The sequence below is a fragment of the Gordonia sp. SCSIO 19800 genome (assembly GCF_018132775.1).
Taxonomy (GTDB): domain Bacteria; phylum Actinomycetota; class Actinomycetes; order Mycobacteriales; family Mycobacteriaceae; genus Gordonia; species Gordonia hongkongensis.
On the sequence record NZ_JAGRQM010000018.1, the window covers coordinates 63,992 to 84,712 of the forward strand.

Sequence of the window (20,721 nt, forward strand, 5' to 3'; positions counted from 1 at the left end):
TCTGCTAACGTGTCGACACGTGTTCGGGGGGCACGTTCAGCGCGGCAAGGTCCTCCGGCCGCGGTTTGGAACACGGAATCACGGGGCACTCATGACCAGACCAGCCGAGATCGGCACCACCAATCAACGGGCGAAGAAGACTCATTTGATGACCGATTCCGACGCGACGTCCCAGCTATCGATCGACGGCGGTACGCCGACGGTCCTGCGGGTTCCGGCCGCCACCGATCGCCTCGCACTGGTACGTGCTCTGGTCGAGACCGCGCTGTACATCGACGACTGGGCGCTCGACGACGTCATCGACGCCAAGGTGGCCGTGGACGAGATCTGCTCACAGATCATCTCCGCCGCCGCGGAGGAGTCGTCCATCGAACTGACCCTGCACATGTCGTCGCAGGGCGTGATCGGCGAGATCCGAGGCGAGCTCGTCCCGGACGTGACCCTGAAGCAGTCGACCTTCGGATGGCGGATCGTGCAGACCGTCACCGACACCCACACGATCTCCTACGACGAACCGCTCCCGGGTGCCGCCTCCCGCGGCGTCGTCATCGGGTTCTCGAAGTTCCGTCGCTGACCCGGAGCCACTCGTCGCCTGCGGTGTCGTAGGAGACCAGGCCGCGGTCGGCGAACGCGCGCAGCCACCCCTCCATGGGCCAGGTGCCCCATCGCCGATGAAACACCCGTGCGTTGCGGAGGATGTCCGCGAGGTGTTCGACCGGCGGGTTCGAGACCGGATGGTGCTGGTGGTAGGCGTGTGCGCCACCAACCCAGGCGATCCGAAACCCGTTGTCGCGCGCGGACATCGCGAAGTCCGTGTCCTCGCCGCCGTAGCCGCGGTAGCCGGGGTGGAAGCCGCCGAGGGCGAGCCAGTCGGTAGTCCGGACGGCGAACGACAGCGACCAGAAGAGCATCAGCTCCGACGAGAGTTGTGTCTGCCCGGTACCCGGTGACGGACGCGCCGGGTGCGGATCGGTGAACCGGGCGAGCTCGCGCGCATCGAAGGTCGGCTGGTCGCAGGGGAGGTAGGTGACCGGGCCGCAGTAGAGGACTTTGAAGTCCGGTGTGGCCGTGCAGGAGCGGAGGTAGCGCTCGAGCATGTCCGGGCCGGGGATGCAGTCGACGTCGAGGAACACCAAGAGCGAGGCCCCCGCGGTCATGGCGGCCGTGGCGCCGGCGTTCCGGGCATCGGCGAGTTGCAGGGTGTCCGGGTCGTCGTTGGCGAACCGGATGACCTCCACCGGGTGACCGTCGGTGACGGATGTGATGTCGGGGTCGTCCATGGCCACCACGAAGTGCAGGTCGGGCCGCCGGGTCGAATGGGCGAACGCCTCTAGTTGTCGTCGAAGGTGGCGGTGCCGCCCCGACACGATCGTGATGACGGCGACCACCTCGGGGACGCCGGTCATCGGTGCGCGACCGCCTCGATCGCCCGCGCCGCACGTTCGGCGGCGCCGGCGGTGTGCCACCGCGACCACTCCGGCGACGAACTCCCGGCGGTGTCGAGGATCGAGCGCCAGCGTTCGGTGGACGGCCATGACGACGTGACGAGAGCGAGTTCGGAGCGTGCGAGGGTGTTGCCGGTTGCCCGTTGTTCGGCGAAGGGTCGGTCCTCGGGGATGACCACCGCCGGGCGCCCGGCCGCGGCGGCGTCGGCCACGCTTCCCTGACCCGCGCCGATGACGGTCACCCGCGCACTGCACAGGAAGGGCCACGGGTCGTCGACCCACGTTCCGAAGGCGGGTCCGAGCCCGACGACGGTGTGCTCCGGGAGCTCCTCGCCGAGTGTGGTCGCCGGATGCGGGGCACCCGGTACCCCGCCCGCGCCGGTGACGACGAGGATGTCGGCGGCGAAGGTGGGGTGGGACACGGGGAGTCGTCCGTCGAACCGCGAGATACCGCCGGTGAAGACCGTTTTCGGCAGATGCTCCCGGAGCCAGTCCGGTTGATACAGCTCGGCGGGCCAGGGCGCGATGATCGCATCGGCCGCCCGGTAGGCGAGCTGATGCGGCAGATCGTCGCGAACGCCGGGCTGCGCCGTCACGATCACCGGCACGCCCATCAGCCGGAGGAACAAGGTGACCTCCACCGATACGTCGACGACGACGGCGGCCGGTCGGCGCGTCTCGACGAACTCGGCCAGCTGCGCCATGCGTGTGCGTAGTCCGCCATCGTGCTGTGGGGCCCAGTGCAGCAGGCCGCCGGCGTCGACGTCCCGCGGCTGCGGGTCGGAGTCGTCGCGCGCGAGCGTGATCACCTCGCTGAACACCGGGGCGGTCAGCGACGCGCTGGTCAGCGCGACGACGTCGGTGCCGAGGTGGCCGGCGACAGCGGTGGCCCGGGAACAGTGTCCGCGGCCCTGGTGGTGGACGTAGTAACCGATCACACCCCGACCTCCCGGGCGAGCGAGGAGTCGGCCAACGGCCGCCCGGCGACCAGATCGGCGTAGATGTCGAGGTACCGATCGATCATCGCGATGTCCGAGCAGTGGTCCTCCGCGCGCCTACGTACGAGGCCCCGGTCGAGGGTGAGCGCATCGTCCACCGCGAGGGCCAGCGCGTCGATGTCGCCCGGAGGCACGAGGACGCCGGCGTGCTCGCCGACGATCTCGGGGATACCGCCACGGGCGAAGCACGCCACCGGGGTGCCGCAGGCGAGGGATTCGGCCACCACGAGGCCGTAGGGCTCGTCCCACACCGGGGTCACCAGGGTCGCGCCGCAGGAGCCGACCAATCGCGCCAGGTCGTGCTGGTGGAGGTGTCCCTCATAGTGGACGAGCCCGCCCAGCGACGGGGCGATCTGTTGCTCGAAATACCTTGTGTCGCTGATGGGTCCGGCCAACCGGAGCCGACGACCCGCGCGCTGGGCGGCCTCGATCGCGAGGTGGGCGCCCTTCTCCGGTACGAACCGGCCGAACCACACCAGGTCGTCTCCGCCGGGGCCGGCGGGCCAGCGGTCCAACTGAACCCCGTTGTGCACCACCGGGATATCGCCGAGCACATGCGACCAGGACTGTGCCGTGTGCCGACTGACGGCGACACAACGCGTACCGGGCGCAAGGGTCAGGGCCGACTCGATCCACGGCGTCGGCGGGGTGTGCAGCGTGGTGACCATCGGGGTCTCGACGGCCGGACCCATGGCGACCGGGAGGTAGTGCAGGCTGTGATTGTGGATCACGTCGTAGTCGCCGGGATTGTTCGTGAACGACAGCATGAGCGACAGGTACGCGTGATGATCCTGCAGTGCTTCGAGTTGGGGCATCGACACATCCGAGCGTGCGGCCGCGGAGGGCTCGAACAATTCGCCGCGCAGGCGATCCGAGTCGACCGGTAGATCGCTGCCCGCGCCCGCGAACAGCGTGACCTCGTGACCGGCGAGGGTGAGGGCGCGAGTGAGATGCCAGACGTGGGCCTCGAGTCCGCCCGCGAACGGCTGGGCGATCGGGTAGCGGCTCGACGCGACGATGGCGATCCTCAACGTGTCACGCATCCAGAGCCCTGGTGTAGAGGGCGGCGTGCTGTTCGGCGAGCGACTCGCGCTGCGCGCGCCGGTCGGGCCATGAGGCAGCCGCGGGACGAGCCGAATAGGCCTGTGCGAGCGCAGAAACGAGTGAGTCCGGATCGAAGGTGTCCTCGGTGAACCCGAAGGACAGGCAGTCCTGCTGCTCGCGGTAGAAGCCGCAGCTCGGCGCGATCACGGTGGTACCGAGATCGTGGCAGGCCTCGAGCCACCCGGAGTGGGTTCCGAATCGGTACGGCAGTACCGACACGGACACGCTCCGCAGATAGTCCCACAACTGATCGTCGGTGAAGTACTCATGCACGAGCACGCGGGCATAGGGGTGCCGGGAGAGTGCCAGCGCAGTGGTGCCGAAGTCCGGGTTGTACGCGTGCTTTCCGGGGACGAACACCTCGTCGTGCAGGTTGATCTGAACCGTCATGTCCGGGTAGTCCGCGGCCGCCTCGAGCAGGGTCATGATCACCGGCAGCGGATCCATGTTGGCGCGAATGCTCTTGGCGTGCACCCCCACCACGAAGTCGTCGGCGTGCGGCGCGCGCGGACCGAATCGGCCGGGCGGCACGACATGCGGGTGAGGCAGCACGGTCGCCTCGCGCTGCCAGCGGCGCGCGATCTCCCGGGAGACGCCGGGGGTCAGGGTGATGACCTCATCCGCCGCCGGTACGAGGAGGTCCAGGACCTCCTCGTGGCGTCCCGGTTCGGCGTGGTGCGGATTGCGCAGATCGTGCAGCGTGTACACGAGTGGTTTGCCGTGGGTGCGCAGCTCGTCGATCACCTTCGACATCTCGGCCGGCTCGACGGCGTCGAACCCGAAGTGGAGGTGGAAGACGTCGAACTCGTTGTGGTTGCGGGCGATCCACGCGGGGTCGAGCATCAGCGGGGGCCACCAGCCGCCCGGCACCTTGGCGCCGTCGGCCGGAACCGGGTCGGGCAGGCGGACGACCGAGACCGGGCCGGAGTCGAGCCCGCTGACCGTCCCGTTCAGCGGCGACAGGTGGCGGACGTACACATGGGAGTGCGGCACCGACGCGACGCGCACGCGGGTCGCACCGCCCCTCCGCGAACCGAGGCCCGCCGACATCGTCGACAGACCTCGTGTCGTGTTCGACCCCGTTGTCTCGAGGGTTGCTGTTCCGCCTGGCTGCGCACTGCTCACTGCCACATCCGTTCACTAGGGTCGCAACGGCTGTGTTCTCAACCGGGCCTGCACGATCGCGGCTTCGGCGAGCCGCAGATGACTGCCGGTTTCCGGCACCTATCTCGTGCCGGTCCGGATACCCCGGAATGTCGGCGGTGAAACCGCCCGTGGACGCGATGAACGGTGGTGCGTCGGTGCTACTTCGAGGACGAGGCGTTCTCGTTGTCGGAGCGGTGTGCGTTGAGCAGCAGATGGTCGAACGACTGCCGGACCGGGTCCGGTAGCACCACGTATCGGTGGACGCCGGTGACGATCGACCGCGCGAGCTCGTTCACCTTGACGTTGGCCGTCTGCGAACGCCAACGCATGACCTCGAACGCGCGATCGGCGCTCACGCCGTAGGCCAGCGAGATCATGCCCTTGGCCTGCTCGATGACGCCCTGGTGCTCGCGGAATCGCGCGACGTGCTCGTCGACGCGGTCCTTGACGGCCTTCTCCTCGATTGCCGTCAGATCGAGATAGAACCCCTCGGCGCCGATCACGGCGCCGGATTCGTCGGTGAGTTGCTGCGACACCACCGCGACGTGGCGGACCTCACCTTTGGTGTCGACGATGCGATGACGGCTCGAGAACGGGATCCGGCGGTCGAGCATCGTCGCGAGCAGCTCTTCGAACGACTGCCGGTCGTCCGGGTGCTTGTGCCCCGCGATCAGCTCGGTCGTCGGAGTGACCTCACCGGGCCGGTAACCATGCATCTCGGCGACCTCGTCGGACCACTCCCATTCCTGGGTGTCGAACAAGAACCGGAAGCTGCCGACGTGACTGATACGGGACTCGCCGGCGGTGTGATCGTTGGCGTCTGTCACCCTCACCCCTACAAACCACAAATCAACAGGAATGCCAGCGGTCTCGGGCGAAAGATGAGCTTACCTGGCTGGCGCATCCGGCGGGAATCGACCCGGCGCGTGTCCCGGGGCAGGACTCGCGGAGATCGTTTCGATGGCGTGTCGGCCGGGTATGTGCGGTACCCCGGGCCGGCGGTGAAACCCCGACCCCGACCGACACCGATCTCGGCTACAGCCAGGAGGACGAGAATGAGTACCGACAACGTGGGCGACAGTGCGACAGCGGCATCTGAGGGCATCAACCCCGATCTGACGTCGACAGCCGGTTTCGAGGATCTCGACGAGGACCGGCTCGGTCAGGACCCGCTCGAGGAGGGGATGGACCCGCCCGAGGACTGGTCGGCCAGTGATCGGACCGGCACGACCGCCCGGGAACAGCGGGAAGGGGAGTCCCTCGACGAGAAACTCGACCAAGAGATCCCCGACCAGAACCCCTGACGACGTCCGCGCCCCGGTCCGCGCCGATGTTTCCGCACGCTTCTCAGCGGGCACCATCTCGACCATGAGCGACGAGAACCCCGAGCACGAACCGAAGACGATCTCCTACCCCGGTGAGACCGACGAGATGGGCGAACGCCCCCGGGACGAGATGCGCGACTATCGCGGCCGCGATCTGCTGGCCGGCAAGACCGCCCTCATCACGGGCGGCGACTCGGGTATCGGTCGCGCGGTCGCGGTCGCCTTCGCCAAGGAGGGCGCCGATGTCGCCATCGCCTACCTGGAGGAAGACAACGACGCCCGCCACACGGTCGAGCTCATCGAGGCCGAAGGACGGCAGGCCCGCGCGTACCGCGGCGACCTCGCCGACCCGGCGCACTGCGCCGACATCGTGAAGCGGACCGTCGACGAGCTCGGCGCATTGGACATCCTGGTGAACAACGTCGCCTATCAGGAGATAGTGGACGACTTCCTGGAGCTGACGCCGGAGCAGTGGCGACGCACCTTCGACGTCAACATCGACAGCTTCTTCCACACCACGCGAGCGGCGGTGCCGCACCTGACCGGCGGCGGCGCCATCATCAACACGTCGTCGATCAACGGTCTGCGTGGCAACGACAGCCTCATCGACTATTCGGCGACCAAGGGCGCGGTGCTGGCCCTGACCTACTCGCTGGCGCAGGCGCTGATGGAACGGAAGATCCGCGTGAACTGCGTCGCGCCGGGCCCGGTCTGGACGCCGCTGATCCCGGCGACGATGCCGGCCGAGGCGGTCAAGGACTTCGGCACCCAGGCGCCGATGGGACGGGCGGCCCAGCCCGACGAGATCGCGCCGTCGTACGTGTTCTTCGCGGCCGAGCAGCTCTCGTCGTACTACACCGGCGAGGTGCTGGCCCCGATCGGTGGCGAGACCCTGCCGGGGTAGGCCGTCGGGTCAGGGCACCGGGAGCGGCGCCAGGCTGTTCCCGCGCGGCAGCGAACCGCAGTTGCTCTGTGTCGGGGCACCCGCGAACCGCTCGGTGAGGTACTGCAGTGCCAGCGGTTCGAACGGGAGGAACGCCTCCTGATGGGTCAGGCCGTTGAGCTGCCGGTAGGTGATGTCCACGCCGCGTGAGCAGTACTCGTTCGCCAGGCCGATCACGTCACCGGTGATCATCAGGGTGTCCCCGATCGCGTTGTAGTGGCCCACCGCGAGAAGCATCTTCGTCGACGGGGTGCCCGACCGTCCCATGATGTTGTCGTTGATCGCCCGCACCACCTGCGGCACGTCGAGCAGGCCGGCGTACGGCGGCCTGACCATGTCCGCGCTGGTGAGTCCCGGATACTTAGACGCGAACTCCGAGATGCACTCGTCGCTGACGTCCTGGGCGACCTGTCGGCCGCGGGTCGAGAGGAACGTCGAGGTGTCGAGCCGGTAGGTCCGCTGGTAGGCGACCACGAGCGCCGGGATGACACCCGCCCACTTCGCACTTCCGTTGATGTAGGGCAGGTTGTGCGCGAGGTCCACCGGCAATCCGCCCGCGGCGGCGCCGACGATGTTCAGTTCGGGCGCGTAGCGCGGCGCGACCTCGGCGCCGAACTGCGTGGGGATGGACCCGCCGGAATATCCGACGAGGCCGACCGGGGTCGACCGCGGCAGCCGCAGGAACGACTGTGCGGCGCGGACGCCGTCGAGTGCGGCATAGCCCGACTGCCGGCCGATGGTCCACTGCAGCTTCTCGCCCTCGTAGTCCGGGACCACGACGGTGTACCCAGCGGCGAGATAGCCTGCGATGACGCCTTGTTCGGCGGTTGCGGTGCCGTTGGTGTAACCCCCGCTGAGCGTGTACGACGGATCGCACTGAGACCCGAGCGCGTCGTAGGCCATGTGGTACGAGACCAGGCGCGTCGGGCCCGGGATCAGCGGTCGTAGCACGGTCGCGACCGTCACCACGCTCCCGCCGAACTGGTCGGTGGTGCGATAGAGCACCTGGGAGCCGGTGATCGGGGTGGACATCGTGGGCGTCTGGAACCGCATGGGACGGCTGCGGAGCACCGCTCCGGGAGCCACGCCCGACAGTGAGGCGTTGTAACGGTAGAACGGGTCGGCCGACGGCAGTGGCGAGCCCGGCCCGGGTGCGGCCTGGGCGGGGGGCGTGCCCGCGAACACGCCGAGCAGCACGCCGACAACCACACCGATGACACCCACGCGCAGCCAACTCGTGCGCACCCCGAACGACATGGCTCATCTAAGCACCGAATGGGTGTCTGCGTCAGCGATCGAGCAGGCGGATGTCCGTTTTCGGCTCTGTCACCCCTACGGTGTGCGGGTGGGCAGGGCAGGAGTGAGCAGACCGACCAAGATCGCATGGACGGCCCTCGCGGCCGTCGTCGTCGTCCTCGGTGTCGCGGTACTCATCGACCGCGAACCCGCGCCTGCCCCGGCGGACACCGCCGTCGCGGCCGATCTCGTGGTGCGCCTGGACAGCCACCGCCTAACGTCGCCGGAACGTGAGCGGGCGCGTTTTGTCGAGTTCCTCGACTTCGAGTGTGAGGCCTGTGGCGCGGTCTACCCGATCATCGAAGATCTCCGGCGCACCTACGGCGACCGGATCACCTTCGTGGTCCGCTACTTCCCGATGCCCGGGCATCTCAACGCCGAGCGCGCGGCCCGCGCCGTCGAAGCGGCTGCACAGCAGGGCCGATTCGAGCAGATGTACCAGCGCATGTTCACCACCCAGGCCCGATGGGGGGAGCAGCGGGCTCCCGCCGACGACGTGTTCCGTGGTTTCGCGATCGATCTCGGGCTGGACATGACGGCCTTCGACGCCGCGTACGACAGTCCCGCCACGCTGGAGCGGATTCGTGCCGATGTCGCCGATGGGTTGGCCCTGGGCGTACAGGGCACCCCTACGTTCTTTCTCGACGACCAGCGCTTGGTGCCGACCACCGTCGACGACCTGACCGGAGCGCTGGAACGGGCGGCCACCGGCTGAGGCTACGGGCGGGGGAGACCGTGCGGCACCGACCGGGACTGAAACATGGGATGTTAGGTTGTTTGCGTGTCCGGACAGATCACCCCACCTCGCCGGACGAGCGAGCTCGTCGTGCAGCGCATGCAGGAGTTGATCGCGGACGGCACCTGGCCCCTGGGCGAACGGATCCCCGCCGAGCCCGAGCTCGTGGCGCAGTTCGGCGTCGGCCGCAACACGATCCGGGAGGCCGCCCGGGCCCTGGAACACGCCGGCATGCTCGAGCCCCGGCGGGGCGACGGCACGTATGTGCGCGGCCGGAGCCCACTCGCCGGTGCGATCGCGCGGACCTCCGCGCCGTCGGAGCTCCGGGATCTGCTCGAAGTGCGACGTGCTCTCGAGAGCGAGGCCTCGGCCGGTGCGGCCGCCCGGGGCGACGCCGCCGACGTCGAACGTCTCCGCCTGTTGCTGGCGCGCACCGAGGACGCGATGGCCGACGGTGACCTGGATCGATACACCGAGGCGGACATCGCATTCCACGCCGAGCTCGTCGTCGCGTCCCGCAACGCGCTGCTCATCGCGATGTACGACGGAATCGCCGAGGCGATCGCCCGTACTCATCCGTCGGTCTTGCGACGTCCGCTGGCCGAGCAGTCGCACCCGCGCGGTCATCGAGATGTCGTCGACGCGATCGAGCGCGGCGACGCCGACGCAGCGCGCGCGGCGGTGTACGCCTACGTCGACTCCACCGAGGTGTGGGGATGAGCGCGCAGGCGCTGTCCACGCGCGAGAAGTCCGCCGTCGGGGTCATCGTCACCGCGGTCGGAGTGATGTTGGTCGCCGCGAACCTGCGACCGGCCGTGGTGGCCGTCGGACCGCTCATCGGGGTGATCTCCGACGACGCCGGCTTCAGCAGCGCCGTCGCCGGTCTGCTGACCGCGCTGCCGGTGCTGTTCTTCGGGATCTCGGCGCCGGTGGCTCCCCGTCTGGCCAACCGGTTCGGCATCGAACGGGTCATCTTCGGGGCCCTGCTCGTCTTGATCGTCGGCATCCTCGTCCGGCTCATCCCGTCGCCGGCCGCCCTGTTCGGGGGTTCGGCGGTCATCGGCGCCGCCATCGGCACCTGCAACGTCGTGCTCCCGGCGCTGATCAAACGCGACTTCGCGCACCGCTCCGGGCTCATGACCGGCCTCTATTCGATGACTCTCTCCGGCGGGGCGGCGGTCGCGTCCGGGGTGAGCGTGCCGATCAACGACGCACTCGGCGGGGACTGGCGGCTGGCGTTGGCCGCGTGGTCGCTGCTCGCGCTGGTCGCCGTGGTCGTCTGGATTCCGCAGCTGCCGCTGGTTCACCGGGTGACCTCGGCGGCGCCGACATCGTCGTTGCTGACGAACCCGATCGCGTGGGCGATCACGGTCTTCATGGGCACGCAGTCGCTGATCTTCTACACGTTCGTGGCCTGGCTGCCGCAGTACCTCGTCGACGCCGGCATGTCGCCGTTGCGGGCGGGTGCGGTCCTGGCGTCGGCGCAGGTGGTCGCCCTGATCATGTCGCTGGTCGCGCCGATCGTCGCCGGCCGCTTCGCCGGTCAGCGGGTGGTGACCCTGTCGGTGATCGCGGTCTGCGCCGTCGGCTTCGTGGGTCTGCTGAGCACTGATGTCTGGCCGGGATTCTGGGCGGCCTGTGTGATGGTCGGGCCCGGTTCGTCGATCAGTCTGGCCCTTCTCTTCATGGTGCTGCGCAGCTCGGGATCCGAACAGACGGGCCAGGTGTCCGGGATGGCGCAGTGCGTCGGCTACCTGGCGGCGGCGGCCGGCCCGATCATCATCGGCGCCATCCATGACGTCACCGGCTCGTGGACTCTGGCCATGGCGGTGCTCGGTCTCGTGCTGGTGCCCCAGGCGCTCTCCGTCCTCGGCGCCGCCAAGGACGTCAAGATGACCGGTTGACGAGGTCTGCGCCGGGACCCGGACAATTCGTCGCACAGTCGGTATCGGTCAGCCCTGACCGCTAATCTGTCGCCATGCATTGTGTGGTCGTGGGTGGGGGACTGGCCGGACTGGCGTCGGCGGTCTGGCTGTCGGAGGCGGGGCAACGCGTCACCCTGCTCGAACGGCGGGGTTCACTCGGCGGACGCACCATCTCGATGCCGCTGCACGCCGTCGACGACGTGCCCGACAACGGGCAGCACGTCTTCGCCAGCGGGTACGAGCACCTTATGCGCTATCTGGACAGCGTCGGTACGCGGGAGCACGTGGCCTTCCCGGGTCACATGACGGTGCGAATGCCCGGTGGGGCGACGCGCCGATCGGCGTTCACCGGCCTGCCCGGACTGCGGGCCGCGCTCGGCGACCTGCCCGGGGTGACCGGCCTCGACCGGTTGCGCACGGCGCGTGCGCAGATGAGGTTGATACGGCAGGCATTTCGGCAACCCGACTGGCTCGACGAGGTCACCGCCGACGAGTGGTTCCGTCGCATCGGACTGCCGCAGTCGGCCCGGGATGCGTTGTGGGACGGCATCGTCATCGGCCTCACCGGCGACAAGCCCGACATCTCCTCGGCCAAGGTCCCGGCCGATCTGCTCGTCACGGGAGCCCGCCGGGCGCGCGAGACGCGTACGCCGATCTCGATCGGGTATCCCACCGTCGATCTCGACACGTTGTTCATCGACGGCGCCGAGAAGCGCTTCGCCGACGCCGGTGTGGAGGTCCGACACCGGGCGGTGGTCTCGTCGATCGACGTCACCGACGGGACGGTGAGCGGGGTGACGCTGGCCGACGGCGAGAAGATCGCAGCCGATGCCGTCATCTGCGCGGTACCGGTGTGGAGCGTGAAGGGTCTGCTCGACCAGGTGCCCGGGCACGAGCGGATCTATCGCGCCGTCGAGAACCTGACCCCGGTGCCCATCGTCAGTGTGAACCTCTATCTCGACCGCTCGATCGGGATGACCGACTGGGGCGAGATCCTCTACGGCGGTGAGGGAGTGCTCGAACAGGTCTGGGACCGCCAGCGCATGCACGGGCGCGAACCACGCGACAACTACTTCTACTCGACGACGGTGTCGGCGTCCTACGATCTGATCTCGAAGACGAACGCCGAGATCACCGAGATCCAGATGGACATGCTGCGCCGCTACTTCCCGCAGGCGGCGAACGCGCAGGTGGTCCACAGCCACGTGGTCCGGATGCCGAAATCGACCTTCGCGCAACGACCCGGGACCGCCGGCCTCCGCCCAGACCAGCGCACCGAGGTCGACGGCCTCGCCCTCGCCGGTGACTGGACCCGCACCGACTGGACCACGACGATGGAGGGCGCGTGTCAGAGCGCGGCGCGGGCCGTCGACATCATCCTGGAGTTCGCCCGGCTCGGTTGAGTCGAGGACTTTCTCCGCGGCGCATACCAGCATGGTTGCGGGGGTTTGTCGTCCCTGGCAGGGTGCACATATACGGCCGTTTCCCGAAGGGCGTGCAGAACTCCGCGCCGCGGACGCCGTACCTCGCGACGCGTCGTCGTGCGACGGTCGCGCACAACACAATCACCTTGCCTGCCGCCGGGGCAGAACTGCTCCGCGAGCGGCCCGCCGGATGAGGGAAAGGATCGTTGCGATCGTGGTAACTCACACAGCAGCCAGAACTCCAGAAGCCGCCGATGTCTCGCCCGGCGCGCAGTCGACGAGCACACCCGTCGACGTCTACCGCACCCGGCTCGCGCAGCGCAGCCAGATCGAACCGCGCCCACACAACACCGTGTGGGGGAGCATGGGAAACCCGGGCCCGCTGTCCGCGCCCGAACTCCGGCACTATGCCGATCGCGGATACCACACGGAGACAAACATTCTCTCGGACGCCGACATCGCCGACTGCCTACGCGAGGTGGAGTCCATCACCGAGCGGCTCGGCGACGACGATCGGGTGATCCGCGAATCATCGAGCGGGCAGGTGCGATCGCTGTTCGCGGTGCATCAGCTCAGTGACGTCATCGCCGAGATATGTTCGCGTGAAACGATTGCCGGGGTGGCCCGGCAGATCCTCGACGACGACGTCACGATCCACCAGAGCCGCATCAACCTGAAACCCGGGTTCGCGGGCGGTCCGTTCTACTGGCACTCGGACTTCGAGACGTGGCACGCCGAGGACGGCATGCCCGCCCCACGTGCGCTGAGCGTCTCGCTGGCCTTGACGCCGAACCACACCACCAACGGTCCGCTGATGATCATCCCGGGATCACACCGCCGGTTCGTCAGCTGCGTGGGCGAGACACCTGATGACTACCACCGGGAATCGCTGACGTCGTATCGGCCGCCATTCGGGACACCGGAGGAGGAGGATGTCGCGAGCCTCGCCGACGAACTGGGCATCGACACGATCACCGGCCCCGCCGGGTCCGCACTGTATTTCGACTCGAACTGCATGCACGCGTCCGGCGGGAACATCACGCCCTTCCCGCGCAGCAATCTGTTCGTCGTCTTCAACGCGAAATCGAACGCCCTCCAGGCGCCGTTCGGCGGGACCGAGCCACGCCCGGATCATCTGGCGCACAGGTGAGTTCGTCGTCCCCTGCTCCCTGAGGTGCGAGCGGCACGGCCCTGCTCCTTAACCCGAGAGAACGACCTGCCCCCTGCTCCCTGAGGAGCGCCCGGAGCTTGCGGAGGGCGCGTCACGAAGGGTCCCGTAACGTGTCTCGCCAGACCCTTCGTGACGCTCGCAAGCTCGCTCCTCAGCTCAGGGAGCGGAGGGGTCACAGGTGAACGACCTTCAGAACCCCGTCGACGAGCCCAGGTCCGGGGCCGGCCCGGCGAAGTAGTGCTCACCGTCGAAAATGGCCGGCAGGCCGGCGGCCAGGTAGGTGCCGATGCCGGGCTGCTCCAGCTCGGTGAAGAGCGGATTGCGCTGCAGAACACCTGATTCGACGACCTCGTCAAAAGTCCGGTAACGCTCCCAGAGCACGGAGGTCTGCGCCAGCGCGGCCTCGACCTCGACAGACGTGTGTCGCGCGAACCACGCCGCGAACAGCGGTGTGAGGACACCGCGGTGAATGTACCGGTCGTCCTCCCTGACGAAGTCCGCTCCCAGCGCCCGTTCGACGGCCGCGACCGCCTCGCCGGTCCCGGTCATCTCGACCAGCCCGCGGAAATGCCGCGGGGTCAGGGCGACGAGCATGAAGCGAGAGTCATCCGCGGTGACGAAATCGGTTCCGTAGGTGCCGTATACGTCGTTCCCGGTGGCCGGTCGGGTGTCGCCACTCAGCTGCGGTTCGGTGAGATAGCCGAGCGTCCCGGCGATGGCGAGAGCGGTGTCCTCCAGGGGCAGGGTGATCTGCGCCCCCATCCCGTTCTGGTCGCGGCGCCGGACGGCGGCCGTGATCGCCAGTGCGGCATAGAGGCCGCACGCGACATCCCACGCCGGCAGTACGTGATTGACGACGCCGGCGTAGTCGGTGGGGCCGGTGATCGACGGGAATCCGAGTGCCGCGTTGACTGTGTAGTCGACTCCGGGAGTGCCGTCGGTCCGGCCGAGCAGTTCCAGGGTGATGACGTCGGAGCGCCGCGCCGACAGCGTCTCGTGACTCATCCACGACCGTCCGCCCGCGTTGGTGACCAGGATTCCGCCGCCCGGCCCGCTGTCGATGACAAGATCCTGGATCATTCGCTGTCCCTGGGGGTCACGGAAGTCGACGGTGACGGACTTCTTGCCGCGGTTGAGCCCGGTCCAGTAGATCGAGTTGCCGTCATCGGTGACCGGCCAGCGGTTGATGTCGGCGGCCCCGCCGATTGGGTCGACCCGGATCACCTCGGCGCCGAGCTGCGACAGGGTCAGGCCGCACAGGGGTGAGGCGACGAAGCTCGACACCTCCACGACGCGGAGGCCTTCGAGCGGACGGGGATGCGAGCTCATGCGCGGAAACTCCTGGAGTGGAATGGGGGATTCGGCAGACGATCAGGCCATCAGGACGCGGAAACGCCAGTCGAGGACCTCGCGATCGGAGTCGTCGCCGTGTGCGACGACGGTGGAGCGCAGGCGCAGGACGCCGCCGGCGGCGAGCGGCGTCGCCTCCTCGACGAGGATCGTCGAACTGAGGGTGTCGCCCTCGTGCACCGGTCCGGTGTGGTCGCACGAATCCCAGCCGGTCACCGTCACCAGGTTCGGCAGCGCCCGGTTCGCCTGCGCGAGGGCCAGTCCGATGGTGTGCCCGCCGTAGACCAGCCGACCGCCGGCGGCCGCACCGGCCACCCGCTCGTCGTGGTGGGTGGCTGCGATGTTCAGCGAGAGCCGGGCGAGTTCGGGTGCGCTGGACACCACGTCGGCGCTGGAGGAGAAGGCGCGTCCGGCAAACTCGGATGAGAAATGTTGTCCGCGTGCGGATTCGCGATAGGTGTCGAGGTCCCATTCGGGGATGAACGGTTGCGCATCGTCTCCCGGTCCGATGGTGCTCAGGTCGTCAGCGTGCACGGTCCGCCCGGGATCGGCGTCGGGTGACAACGGCAGCATCGCGCACCGGTAGAAGTCGAGGACGGTGACGCCGGTCTGATCGGTGGTGACCATGTGGAGCGCGGCGAGCCCGGTCGGCGCACGTCCTGGCTTCGGTGTGTTTTCGCGCAGCCCGACCACTTCGGTGACGGTCGTCAACGTGTCGCCGATCCGGGGGTGGCTCAGGAACCGCAGGCCGCGGTAGAAGAGGTTCGCCTTCACGTGGTGGGTGGCCAGCGTGGATTGACCGATCGCGACGTCGGTGACCAGGCCGGGATGGGCGAGGACGCCACCCACCACGCGATCCGAGAGATGGGCGTCGAGCGAGAGTCGAAGGCGGTCACCGAGAATCGCTTGGTGCGTCGCGGCGAGACCGGATGTCAACGTGAGCGACGGCGCGTCGTCGAACAACTGTCCATGGGACAGTTCGTCGAAGAACGGGCCGCCCACGGCGACCGGCTCGGACGCGCTCATTCGGACGCAGCCTTGGCGAGGACGCGCCGCGCGGAGACGGCGAGCGCCTCGTCGAGCATTCGGCCGTCGAGCTCGGCCGCACCGGCACCCGCGGCGGCTGCCTGCTCGAGTGCGTCGAGCACCCGTCGTGCGTCCTCCACGGCGGCGGCGTCCGGGGTGAAGATGTCGATGGCGGACTGCAGTTGAGCCGGATGGATCACCCAGGTGCCGTCGAAGCCGAGGTCGCGGACCCAGCGCTTGGCGTCGCGGAAGGTGTCGTCGTCGGCGATCGTCAGATGCGGTCCGTCGATGACGTCCACGCCGGCCGCGCGCGCGGCGAGCAACACCGAGTCCTGGACGACGTGCCACGTCCGCATCGGCAGGTCGGGGCTGCGTCCCAATGATGCGGCGAGATCGGCGTAACCGATGAGGACGGCATCGAGCCGGTTTGTGGCCGCGCAGATGGCGCCGGCGTCACGGATGCCGCGCGGTGATTCGAGCAACGCCTGCAGGCGGACCGACGCTCGGCCGAGCTGCTCGTCGGCCGACCGGAGGTCGGCGGGCGAGTCGGCCTTCGGCAGCACCACCGACGTCAGGTTCGGCATCTGGGCGCAGGCGGCGAGATCGGCGCCGGCCCAAGGCGTGTCGATCGCGTTGATGCGCAACGAGATCGCGCGGTCGGCGCCGAACTCGGCGACCAGGTCGGCGGCCGCTGCGCGTGCGGAGTCCTTGTTCGCCGGGGTCACCGCGTCCTCGAGGTCGAGCACGACCTCATCGGCGATCGAAGCCAGCGCCTTGCGGGCCTTGCGGTCGTCGGAGGCGGGCGCGACCAGGACGGCTCGTCTTCTCTGCACGGTTGCTCCAGGGGTCGAGATCAAATGTGCGGCCATATGTGATGCGGTTCCGGTTGTATCAGACCGCGCCGAGCTTTGGGAAGTGTTGACAGGTCCGACGGGGATCGACAAAATGGCCGTACAAATCCGCCGTAGATCGTAGGGGCACCGTCATGAGCTCACTTTCCGCCGAAGAGGCATTCCTGGTCGACACTGTGCGGTCCTTCGTCGACCGCGAGGTGAAGCCGTCGGTCCAGGAGGTCGAGCATGCCAACGAATATCCCGAGAAGTGGATCGAGCAGATGAAGCAGATCGGCATCTACGGGCTGGCGGTGCCCGAGGAGTTCGGCGGTTCGCCGGTGTCGATGCCGTGCTATGCGCAGGTCACCCAGGAACTCGCGCGCGGCTGGATGAGTCTGGCCGGCGCGATGGGTGGGCACACGGTTGTCGCGAAGTTGTTGACGCTGTTCGGCACCGACGAGCAGAAGCTCGAGTACCTGCCGCGGATGGCGACCGGTGAACTGCGCGCCACCATGGCGCTCACCGAACCGGGCGGCGGGTCGGATCTGCAGGCGATGTCGACCGTGGCGAAGACCGATGGCGACGAGCTGGTCATCAACGGTGCGAAGACCTGGATCAGCAACGCCCGGCGTTCCGGGCTGATCGCGCTGATGTGCAAGACCGATCCCGGCGCGCAGCCGCGCCACAAGGGCATCTCGATCGTGCTCGTCGAACACGGACCCGGGCTGACCGTGTCACGCGACCTGCCCAAGCTCGGCTACAAGGGTGTCGAGAGCTGCGAGCTGTCCTTCGACGGTTACCGCATCCCGCAGACGGCGATCCTGGGCGAGGTGCCCGGCAAGGGATTCGGTCAGATGATGAAGGGCTTGGAGACCGGTCGAATCCAGGTCGCCTGCCGAGCGCTGGGCGTCGCGACCGCGGCACTCGAGGACTCGCTCGCCTACGCGCAGCAGCGGGAATCCTTCGGACAGCCGATCTGGAAGCATCAGTCGATCGGCAACTATCTCGCCGACATGGCGACCAAGCTCACCGCAGCGCGCCAGCTGACCTGGCACGCGGCCGAACAGTACGACCGGGGTGAGCGCTGCGACATGGAGGCGGGGATGGCCAAGCTCTACGCCTCCGAGGTGGCGATGGAAATCGCCCTGAACGCCGTCCGCATCCACGGTGGTTACGGGTACTCCACCGAGTTCGACGTCGAGCGATACTTCCGGGACGCGCCCCTGATGATCGTCGGCGAGGGCACCAACGAGATCCAACGCAATGTCATTGCGGCACAACTCGTGTCGCGCGGCGGGATCTGAGCGGCACGCCGTCGTCCGGCGGGAGAGTGGGTTTCATGCGCGAGTCCGAGCAGTCCGCACCTGCGTACAAGACGTTGGCCGCGGAACTGCGCGAGCACATCGTCGCGGGCAGATACGCCGGCGGTGTGCGGCTGCCGACCGAATCCGAGCTCTCCCAGGAGTACGGGCTCAGCCGGCAGACCGTCCGCCGCGCGTTCCTCGAATTGGTGAGCGAGGGCTCGGTGTACCGCGTGCCCGGCCGGGGAACGTTCGCGACCGAGACCGCGGGTCAGTACCTGCGCCAGCTGGGTTCGATCGAGGACCTCATGAACCTGTCGACGGACACCGAGATGCAGGTGCTCGAATCACCCTCGCGCCGCGTGGATCTCGAGGCAGCGGGTCGCCTGCGACTGGACACCGACGTGGTGTACCGCATCGTCTTCCAGCGATTCCACGACGGTGTCCCTTTCGTCGTGACCACCGTGTGGTGGCCGGAGTCGGTCGCACGCCTGGTGATCGACGCCCCCGAGGTCGAGGCCGGAGCGCGCAGTGACCACACGATGATCGGCCTGCTGGAACCTCACCTGGTGCACCCGATCGAGGAGTGTGCGCAGTCGATCACCGCCACCGTCGCCGATGCCGAGACCGCCGCCCGGCTCGGATGCCCGGTGGGGCACACGGTGCTCCGGGTGGACCGGTTGTACACCGATTCACGCGGCCGGGCAGTCGAACTCGCGGTCAGCCACTTCCTTCCCGAGCACTACACGTATCGGGTGACGCTCCGTCGCACCGCCGACCCGCGGCCGGAGTGAGCCGGCGCCCTCTGCTCCCTGGCGAGCGCGACCCCCTGCTCCCTGAGGAGCGCGACCCCCTGCTCCCTATCCGAAAGAACGACATAGCCATTGCTCCCTGAGGTGCGAGGAGCGCAAGCGACGAGCCACGAAGGGCTTGGCGACGTATCTCACCAGGACCCTTCGTGACGGCCTCCGCAAGCTCCGGCCTCCTCAGGGAGCAGTTGGTGGCTCGCTTCGCTCGCACCTCAGGGAGCAGTTGGTGGCTCGCTTCGCTCGCACCTCAGGGAGCAGTTGTTGGCTCGCTTCGCTCGCACTTCGAGGAGTAGTGGGCACGCGCCCTCTAACGAAGCGGTACCCCTGTCAGCCCCGAGCCGGGAGGGGTTGCTCCTCCGGCACATTCGACGATCCGCGACGCGAGGGGATGGTCAGTGTGATCGCCATGCCGACGAAGGCGGCGGCCGCGGCGACGAGGAAGCACCAGGTGAACGTCGACTGGTCGGGCACCTCGGTGCCGCCGAGCGAGATCGTGGCACTGGCCAGGATCAGTGCCATCACGGCGGAGGCGACGGTGGTGCCCAGCGAACGCATGAGTCCGTTGAGTCCCACGGCGGCACCGGCTTCGGTGGCCGGCACCGATCCCATGATCAGGGTCGGCATCGCCGCGTAGCCGACCCCCACACCGATGGCACACACGATCGAGGCCAGCATCAGCTTCCAGGCCGCGTCCATGAGGAAGAAGGCGAGCAGGTAGCCGCATCCCAGGATGGCGGCGCCGATCGCCAGGGTGATCTTGGCGCCGATCCGGTTGATGAGGATGCCCGAGATGGGCGCGAAGATCATCATCATCAGTCCGCCAGGCGCCATCCACAGGCCCGCGGCCAGAAGCGACTGTCCCAGACCATAACCGGTGGCCTCCGGGAGGCGCAGCAGCATCGGCAGCACGATGGACTGGGCCATCATGCCGAAGCCGATCGCCGCGGCGGCGATGTTGGTCAGCAGGACGGCGGGCCGTGCGGTGGTGCGCAGGTCGACGAGCGGCTCACGCTGGCGCAGTTCGAAGAATCCCCATCCGATCAACACCAGGATTCCGCCGATACCGAGTCCGAGTGTGGCGCCGGACGTCCAACCCCAGTCGTTCGCCTTCGAGACGGCGATGAGGAAGGCGGACAGTCCCACGGCCAACCCGATCGCTCCGGAGACGTCGATGCGTCCGCCCGCGGCGTCGTTCACGCGCGGGACCAGGACGAGGACTGCGACCGTGACGAGGACGCCGAGACCGGCTGCCACGTAGAACAGGGCGTGCCAATCCCAGGTCTGCACGATCCAGGCCGCCAGCGGTAGGCCGATCGCACCGCCGACGCCGAGCGTGGCACTCATTGCGGCGACGGCCATCGAGGTGATCCGGGGCGGGGTGATCTCGCGGATGAGGCTCATGCCGACGGGGATGAATCCCATGGCCAGACCCTGCACGCCGCGTCCGATGATCAGCGGGATGAGCGAGTCGCCCAGCGCGCAGATCAGCGAACCGAGGGTGAGCAGTACCGCACTCACCAGGAGGACCCGCTGCTTGCCGAACATGTCGCCGAGGCGTCCGGCGATCGGCATGGCCACGGCGGCGGCGAGCAGGGTCGCGGTGATGATCCACGATGCGTTGCCGATCGATGTCCCGAGCAGACGGGGCAGGTCGGGCTGGATCGGGATGATCAGCGTCTGCATCAGCGAGGCGACCAGGCCGCCGAAACACAACACCACGACGCTGCCGATCGCGCCGGCGGGTGCCTTCTCGACCGCGTCGGACGCGTCGTCGGTCAGCTCGGGCGCGGAACCTCGTACTTGGCTCATGGGGGAGACCTCCTTCGAGGTATGCAGCATACATATGTAATGTACACAAGCAAATCGGACAGTAGGTTGTCCATGTCGAC

General features: G+C 68.2%; 20 protein-coding genes. 10 read left to right on the forward strand and 10 right to left on the reverse strand.

Annotated features, from left to right (window positions below; all coding sequences use genetic code 11):
* Positions 1-148 precede the first annotated feature (148 nt).
* The gene (locus KB201_RS18550) at positions 149-574 is read left to right on the forward strand and encodes a hypothetical protein (protein ID WP_058249946.1); all 426 of its coding nucleotides are present in this window, start codon (positions 149-151) and stop codon (positions 572-574) included.
* On the opposite strand, the gene KB201_RS18555 is transcribed toward KB201_RS18550, so the two are convergent.
* From KB201_RS18555 to KB201_RS18575, 5 genes are all read right to left on the reverse strand, one after another.
* Positions 546-1,406 (reverse strand): glycosyltransferase family 2 protein, encoded by an 861-nt coding sequence (locus KB201_RS18555; RefSeq protein WP_211540077.1) that lies wholly within the window; start codon positions 1,404-1,406, stop codon positions 546-548. The two genes, KB201_RS18550 and KB201_RS18555, sit on opposite strands and share 29 nt — an antisense overlap.
* A complete protein-coding gene (locus KB201_RS18560; RefSeq protein ID WP_211540079.1) occupies positions 1,403-2,383 on the reverse strand; it encodes a hypothetical protein in 981 nt (326 codons plus the stop codon). The genes KB201_RS18555 and KB201_RS18560 overlap by 4 nt, the downstream gene beginning before the upstream one ends.
* Positions 2,380-3,486, reverse strand: a complete 1,107-nt coding sequence (locus KB201_RS18565; protein WP_211540081.1) for a glycosyltransferase family 4 protein — start codon at positions 3,484-3,486, stop codon at positions 2,380-2,382. The genes KB201_RS18560 and KB201_RS18565 overlap by 4 nt, the downstream gene beginning before the upstream one ends.
* Positions 3,479-4,597 carry a glycosyltransferase gene (locus KB201_RS18570; protein ID WP_211540083.1) on the reverse strand — a complete coding sequence of 373 codons (1,119 nt, stop codon included), beginning with the start codon at positions 4,595-4,597 and terminating at the stop codon, positions 3,479-3,481. Before KB201_RS18570 ends, KB201_RS18565 begins: the two co-directional genes overlap by 8 nt.
* A 254-nt stretch (positions 4,598-4,851) precedes the next feature.
* Positions 4,852-5,520, reverse strand: coding sequence for a PAS and ANTAR domain-containing protein (locus KB201_RS18575; protein WP_058249731.1), 669 nt, complete (start codon positions 5,518-5,520; stop codon positions 4,852-4,854).
* Positions 5,521-5,748: 228 nt separating this feature from the next.
* Here KB201_RS18575 and KB201_RS18580 point away from each other — a divergent pair, with 228 nt between their 5' ends.
* Together KB201_RS18580 and KB201_RS18585 are read left to right on the forward strand one after the other, a co-directional pair.
* Positions 5,749-5,997 (forward strand): hypothetical protein, encoded by a 249-nt coding sequence (locus KB201_RS18580; protein ID WP_065632504.1) that lies wholly within the window; start codon positions 5,749-5,751, stop codon positions 5,995-5,997.
* Between the two features lie 64 nt (positions 5,998-6,061).
* Positions 6,062-6,922, forward strand: coding sequence for a glucose 1-dehydrogenase (locus tag KB201_RS18585; RefSeq protein ID WP_058249733.1), 861 nt, complete (start codon positions 6,062-6,064; stop codon positions 6,920-6,922).
* Positions 6,923-6,931: 9 nt separating this feature from the next.
* Here the strand turns inward: KB201_RS18585 and KB201_RS18590 are convergent, their stop codons facing one another.
* Positions 6,932-8,218: a lipase family protein gene (locus KB201_RS18590; protein WP_211540084.1), complete on the reverse strand. Its 1,287-nt coding sequence runs from the start codon at positions 8,216-8,218 to the stop codon at positions 6,932-6,934.
* Between the two features lie 103 nt (positions 8,219-8,321).
* On the opposite strand from KB201_RS18590, the gene KB201_RS18595 reads away from it, so the two are divergent.
* From KB201_RS18595 to thpD, 5 genes are all read left to right on the forward strand, one after another.
* The gene (locus tag KB201_RS18595; protein WP_205333379.1) at positions 8,322-8,972 is read left to right on the forward strand and encodes a DsbA family protein; all 651 of its coding nucleotides are present in this window, start codon (positions 8,322-8,324) and stop codon (positions 8,970-8,972) included.
* Between the two features lie 66 nt (positions 8,973-9,038).
* Positions 9,039-9,713 (forward strand): FadR/GntR family transcriptional regulator, encoded by a 675-nt coding sequence (locus KB201_RS18600; protein WP_078113786.1) that lies wholly within the window; start codon positions 9,039-9,041, stop codon positions 9,711-9,713.
* Positions 9,710-10,897, forward strand: a complete 1,188-nt coding sequence (locus KB201_RS18605) for an MFS transporter (RefSeq protein WP_165629551.1) — start codon at positions 9,710-9,712, stop codon at positions 10,895-10,897. The genes KB201_RS18600 and KB201_RS18605 overlap by 4 nt, the downstream gene beginning before the upstream one ends.
* 74 nt (positions 10,898-10,971) lie before the next feature.
* On the forward strand, positions 10,972-12,321 hold the full coding sequence (hpnE, locus tag KB201_RS18610; protein WP_065632508.1) for a hydroxysqualene dehydroxylase HpnE: 1,350 nt from the start codon (positions 10,972-10,974) through the stop codon (positions 12,319-12,321).
* Between the two features lie 235 nt (positions 12,322-12,556).
* The gene (thpD, locus tag KB201_RS18615) at positions 12,557-13,492 is read left to right on the forward strand and encodes an ectoine hydroxylase (protein ID WP_065632509.1); all 936 of its coding nucleotides are present in this window, start codon (positions 12,557-12,559) and stop codon (positions 13,490-13,492) included.
* A 210-nt stretch (positions 13,493-13,702) separates the two neighbouring features.
* On the opposite strand, the gene KB201_RS18620 is transcribed toward thpD, so the two are convergent.
* Genes KB201_RS18620 through KB201_RS18630 form a run of 3 tightly spaced genes read right to left on the reverse strand, consistent with a single transcriptional unit; the run spans position 13,703 to position 16,758 of the window.
* Positions 13,703-14,842, reverse strand: coding sequence for a CoA transferase (locus tag KB201_RS18620; RefSeq protein ID WP_065632510.1), 1,140 nt, complete (start codon positions 14,840-14,842; stop codon positions 13,703-13,705).
* A 42-nt stretch (positions 14,843-14,884) separates the two neighbouring features.
* A complete protein-coding gene (locus KB201_RS18625) occupies positions 14,885-15,889 on the reverse strand; it encodes a MaoC family dehydratase (RefSeq protein WP_065632511.1) in 1,005 nt (334 codons plus the stop codon).
* A complete protein-coding gene (locus KB201_RS18630) occupies positions 15,886-16,758 on the reverse strand; it encodes a CoA ester lyase (protein ID WP_065632512.1) in 873 nt (290 codons plus the stop codon). The genes KB201_RS18625 and KB201_RS18630 overlap by 4 nt, the downstream gene beginning before the upstream one ends.
* A gap of 116 nt (positions 16,759-16,874) precedes the next feature.
* Between KB201_RS18630 and KB201_RS18635 the strand changes: the two genes are divergently transcribed.
* Together KB201_RS18635 and KB201_RS18640 are read left to right on the forward strand one after the other, a co-directional pair.
* On the forward strand, positions 16,875-18,026 hold the full coding sequence (locus tag KB201_RS18635; protein ID WP_065632513.1) for an acyl-CoA dehydrogenase family protein: 1,152 nt from the start codon (positions 16,875-16,877) through the stop codon (positions 18,024-18,026).
* Positions 18,027-18,061: 35 nt separating this feature from the next.
* The gene (locus KB201_RS18640; RefSeq protein WP_211540085.1) at positions 18,062-18,817 is read left to right on the forward strand and encodes a GntR family transcriptional regulator; all 756 of its coding nucleotides are present in this window, start codon (positions 18,062-18,064) and stop codon (positions 18,815-18,817) included.
* 342 nt (positions 18,818-19,159) lie between these two features.
* Here the strand turns inward: KB201_RS18640 and KB201_RS18645 are convergent, their stop codons facing one another.
* Entirely contained in the window at positions 19,160-20,641 is a 1,482-nt protein-coding gene (locus tag KB201_RS18645; protein WP_078112740.1) for an MFS transporter, read from the reverse strand.
* Positions 20,642-20,721 lie beyond the last annotated feature (80 nt).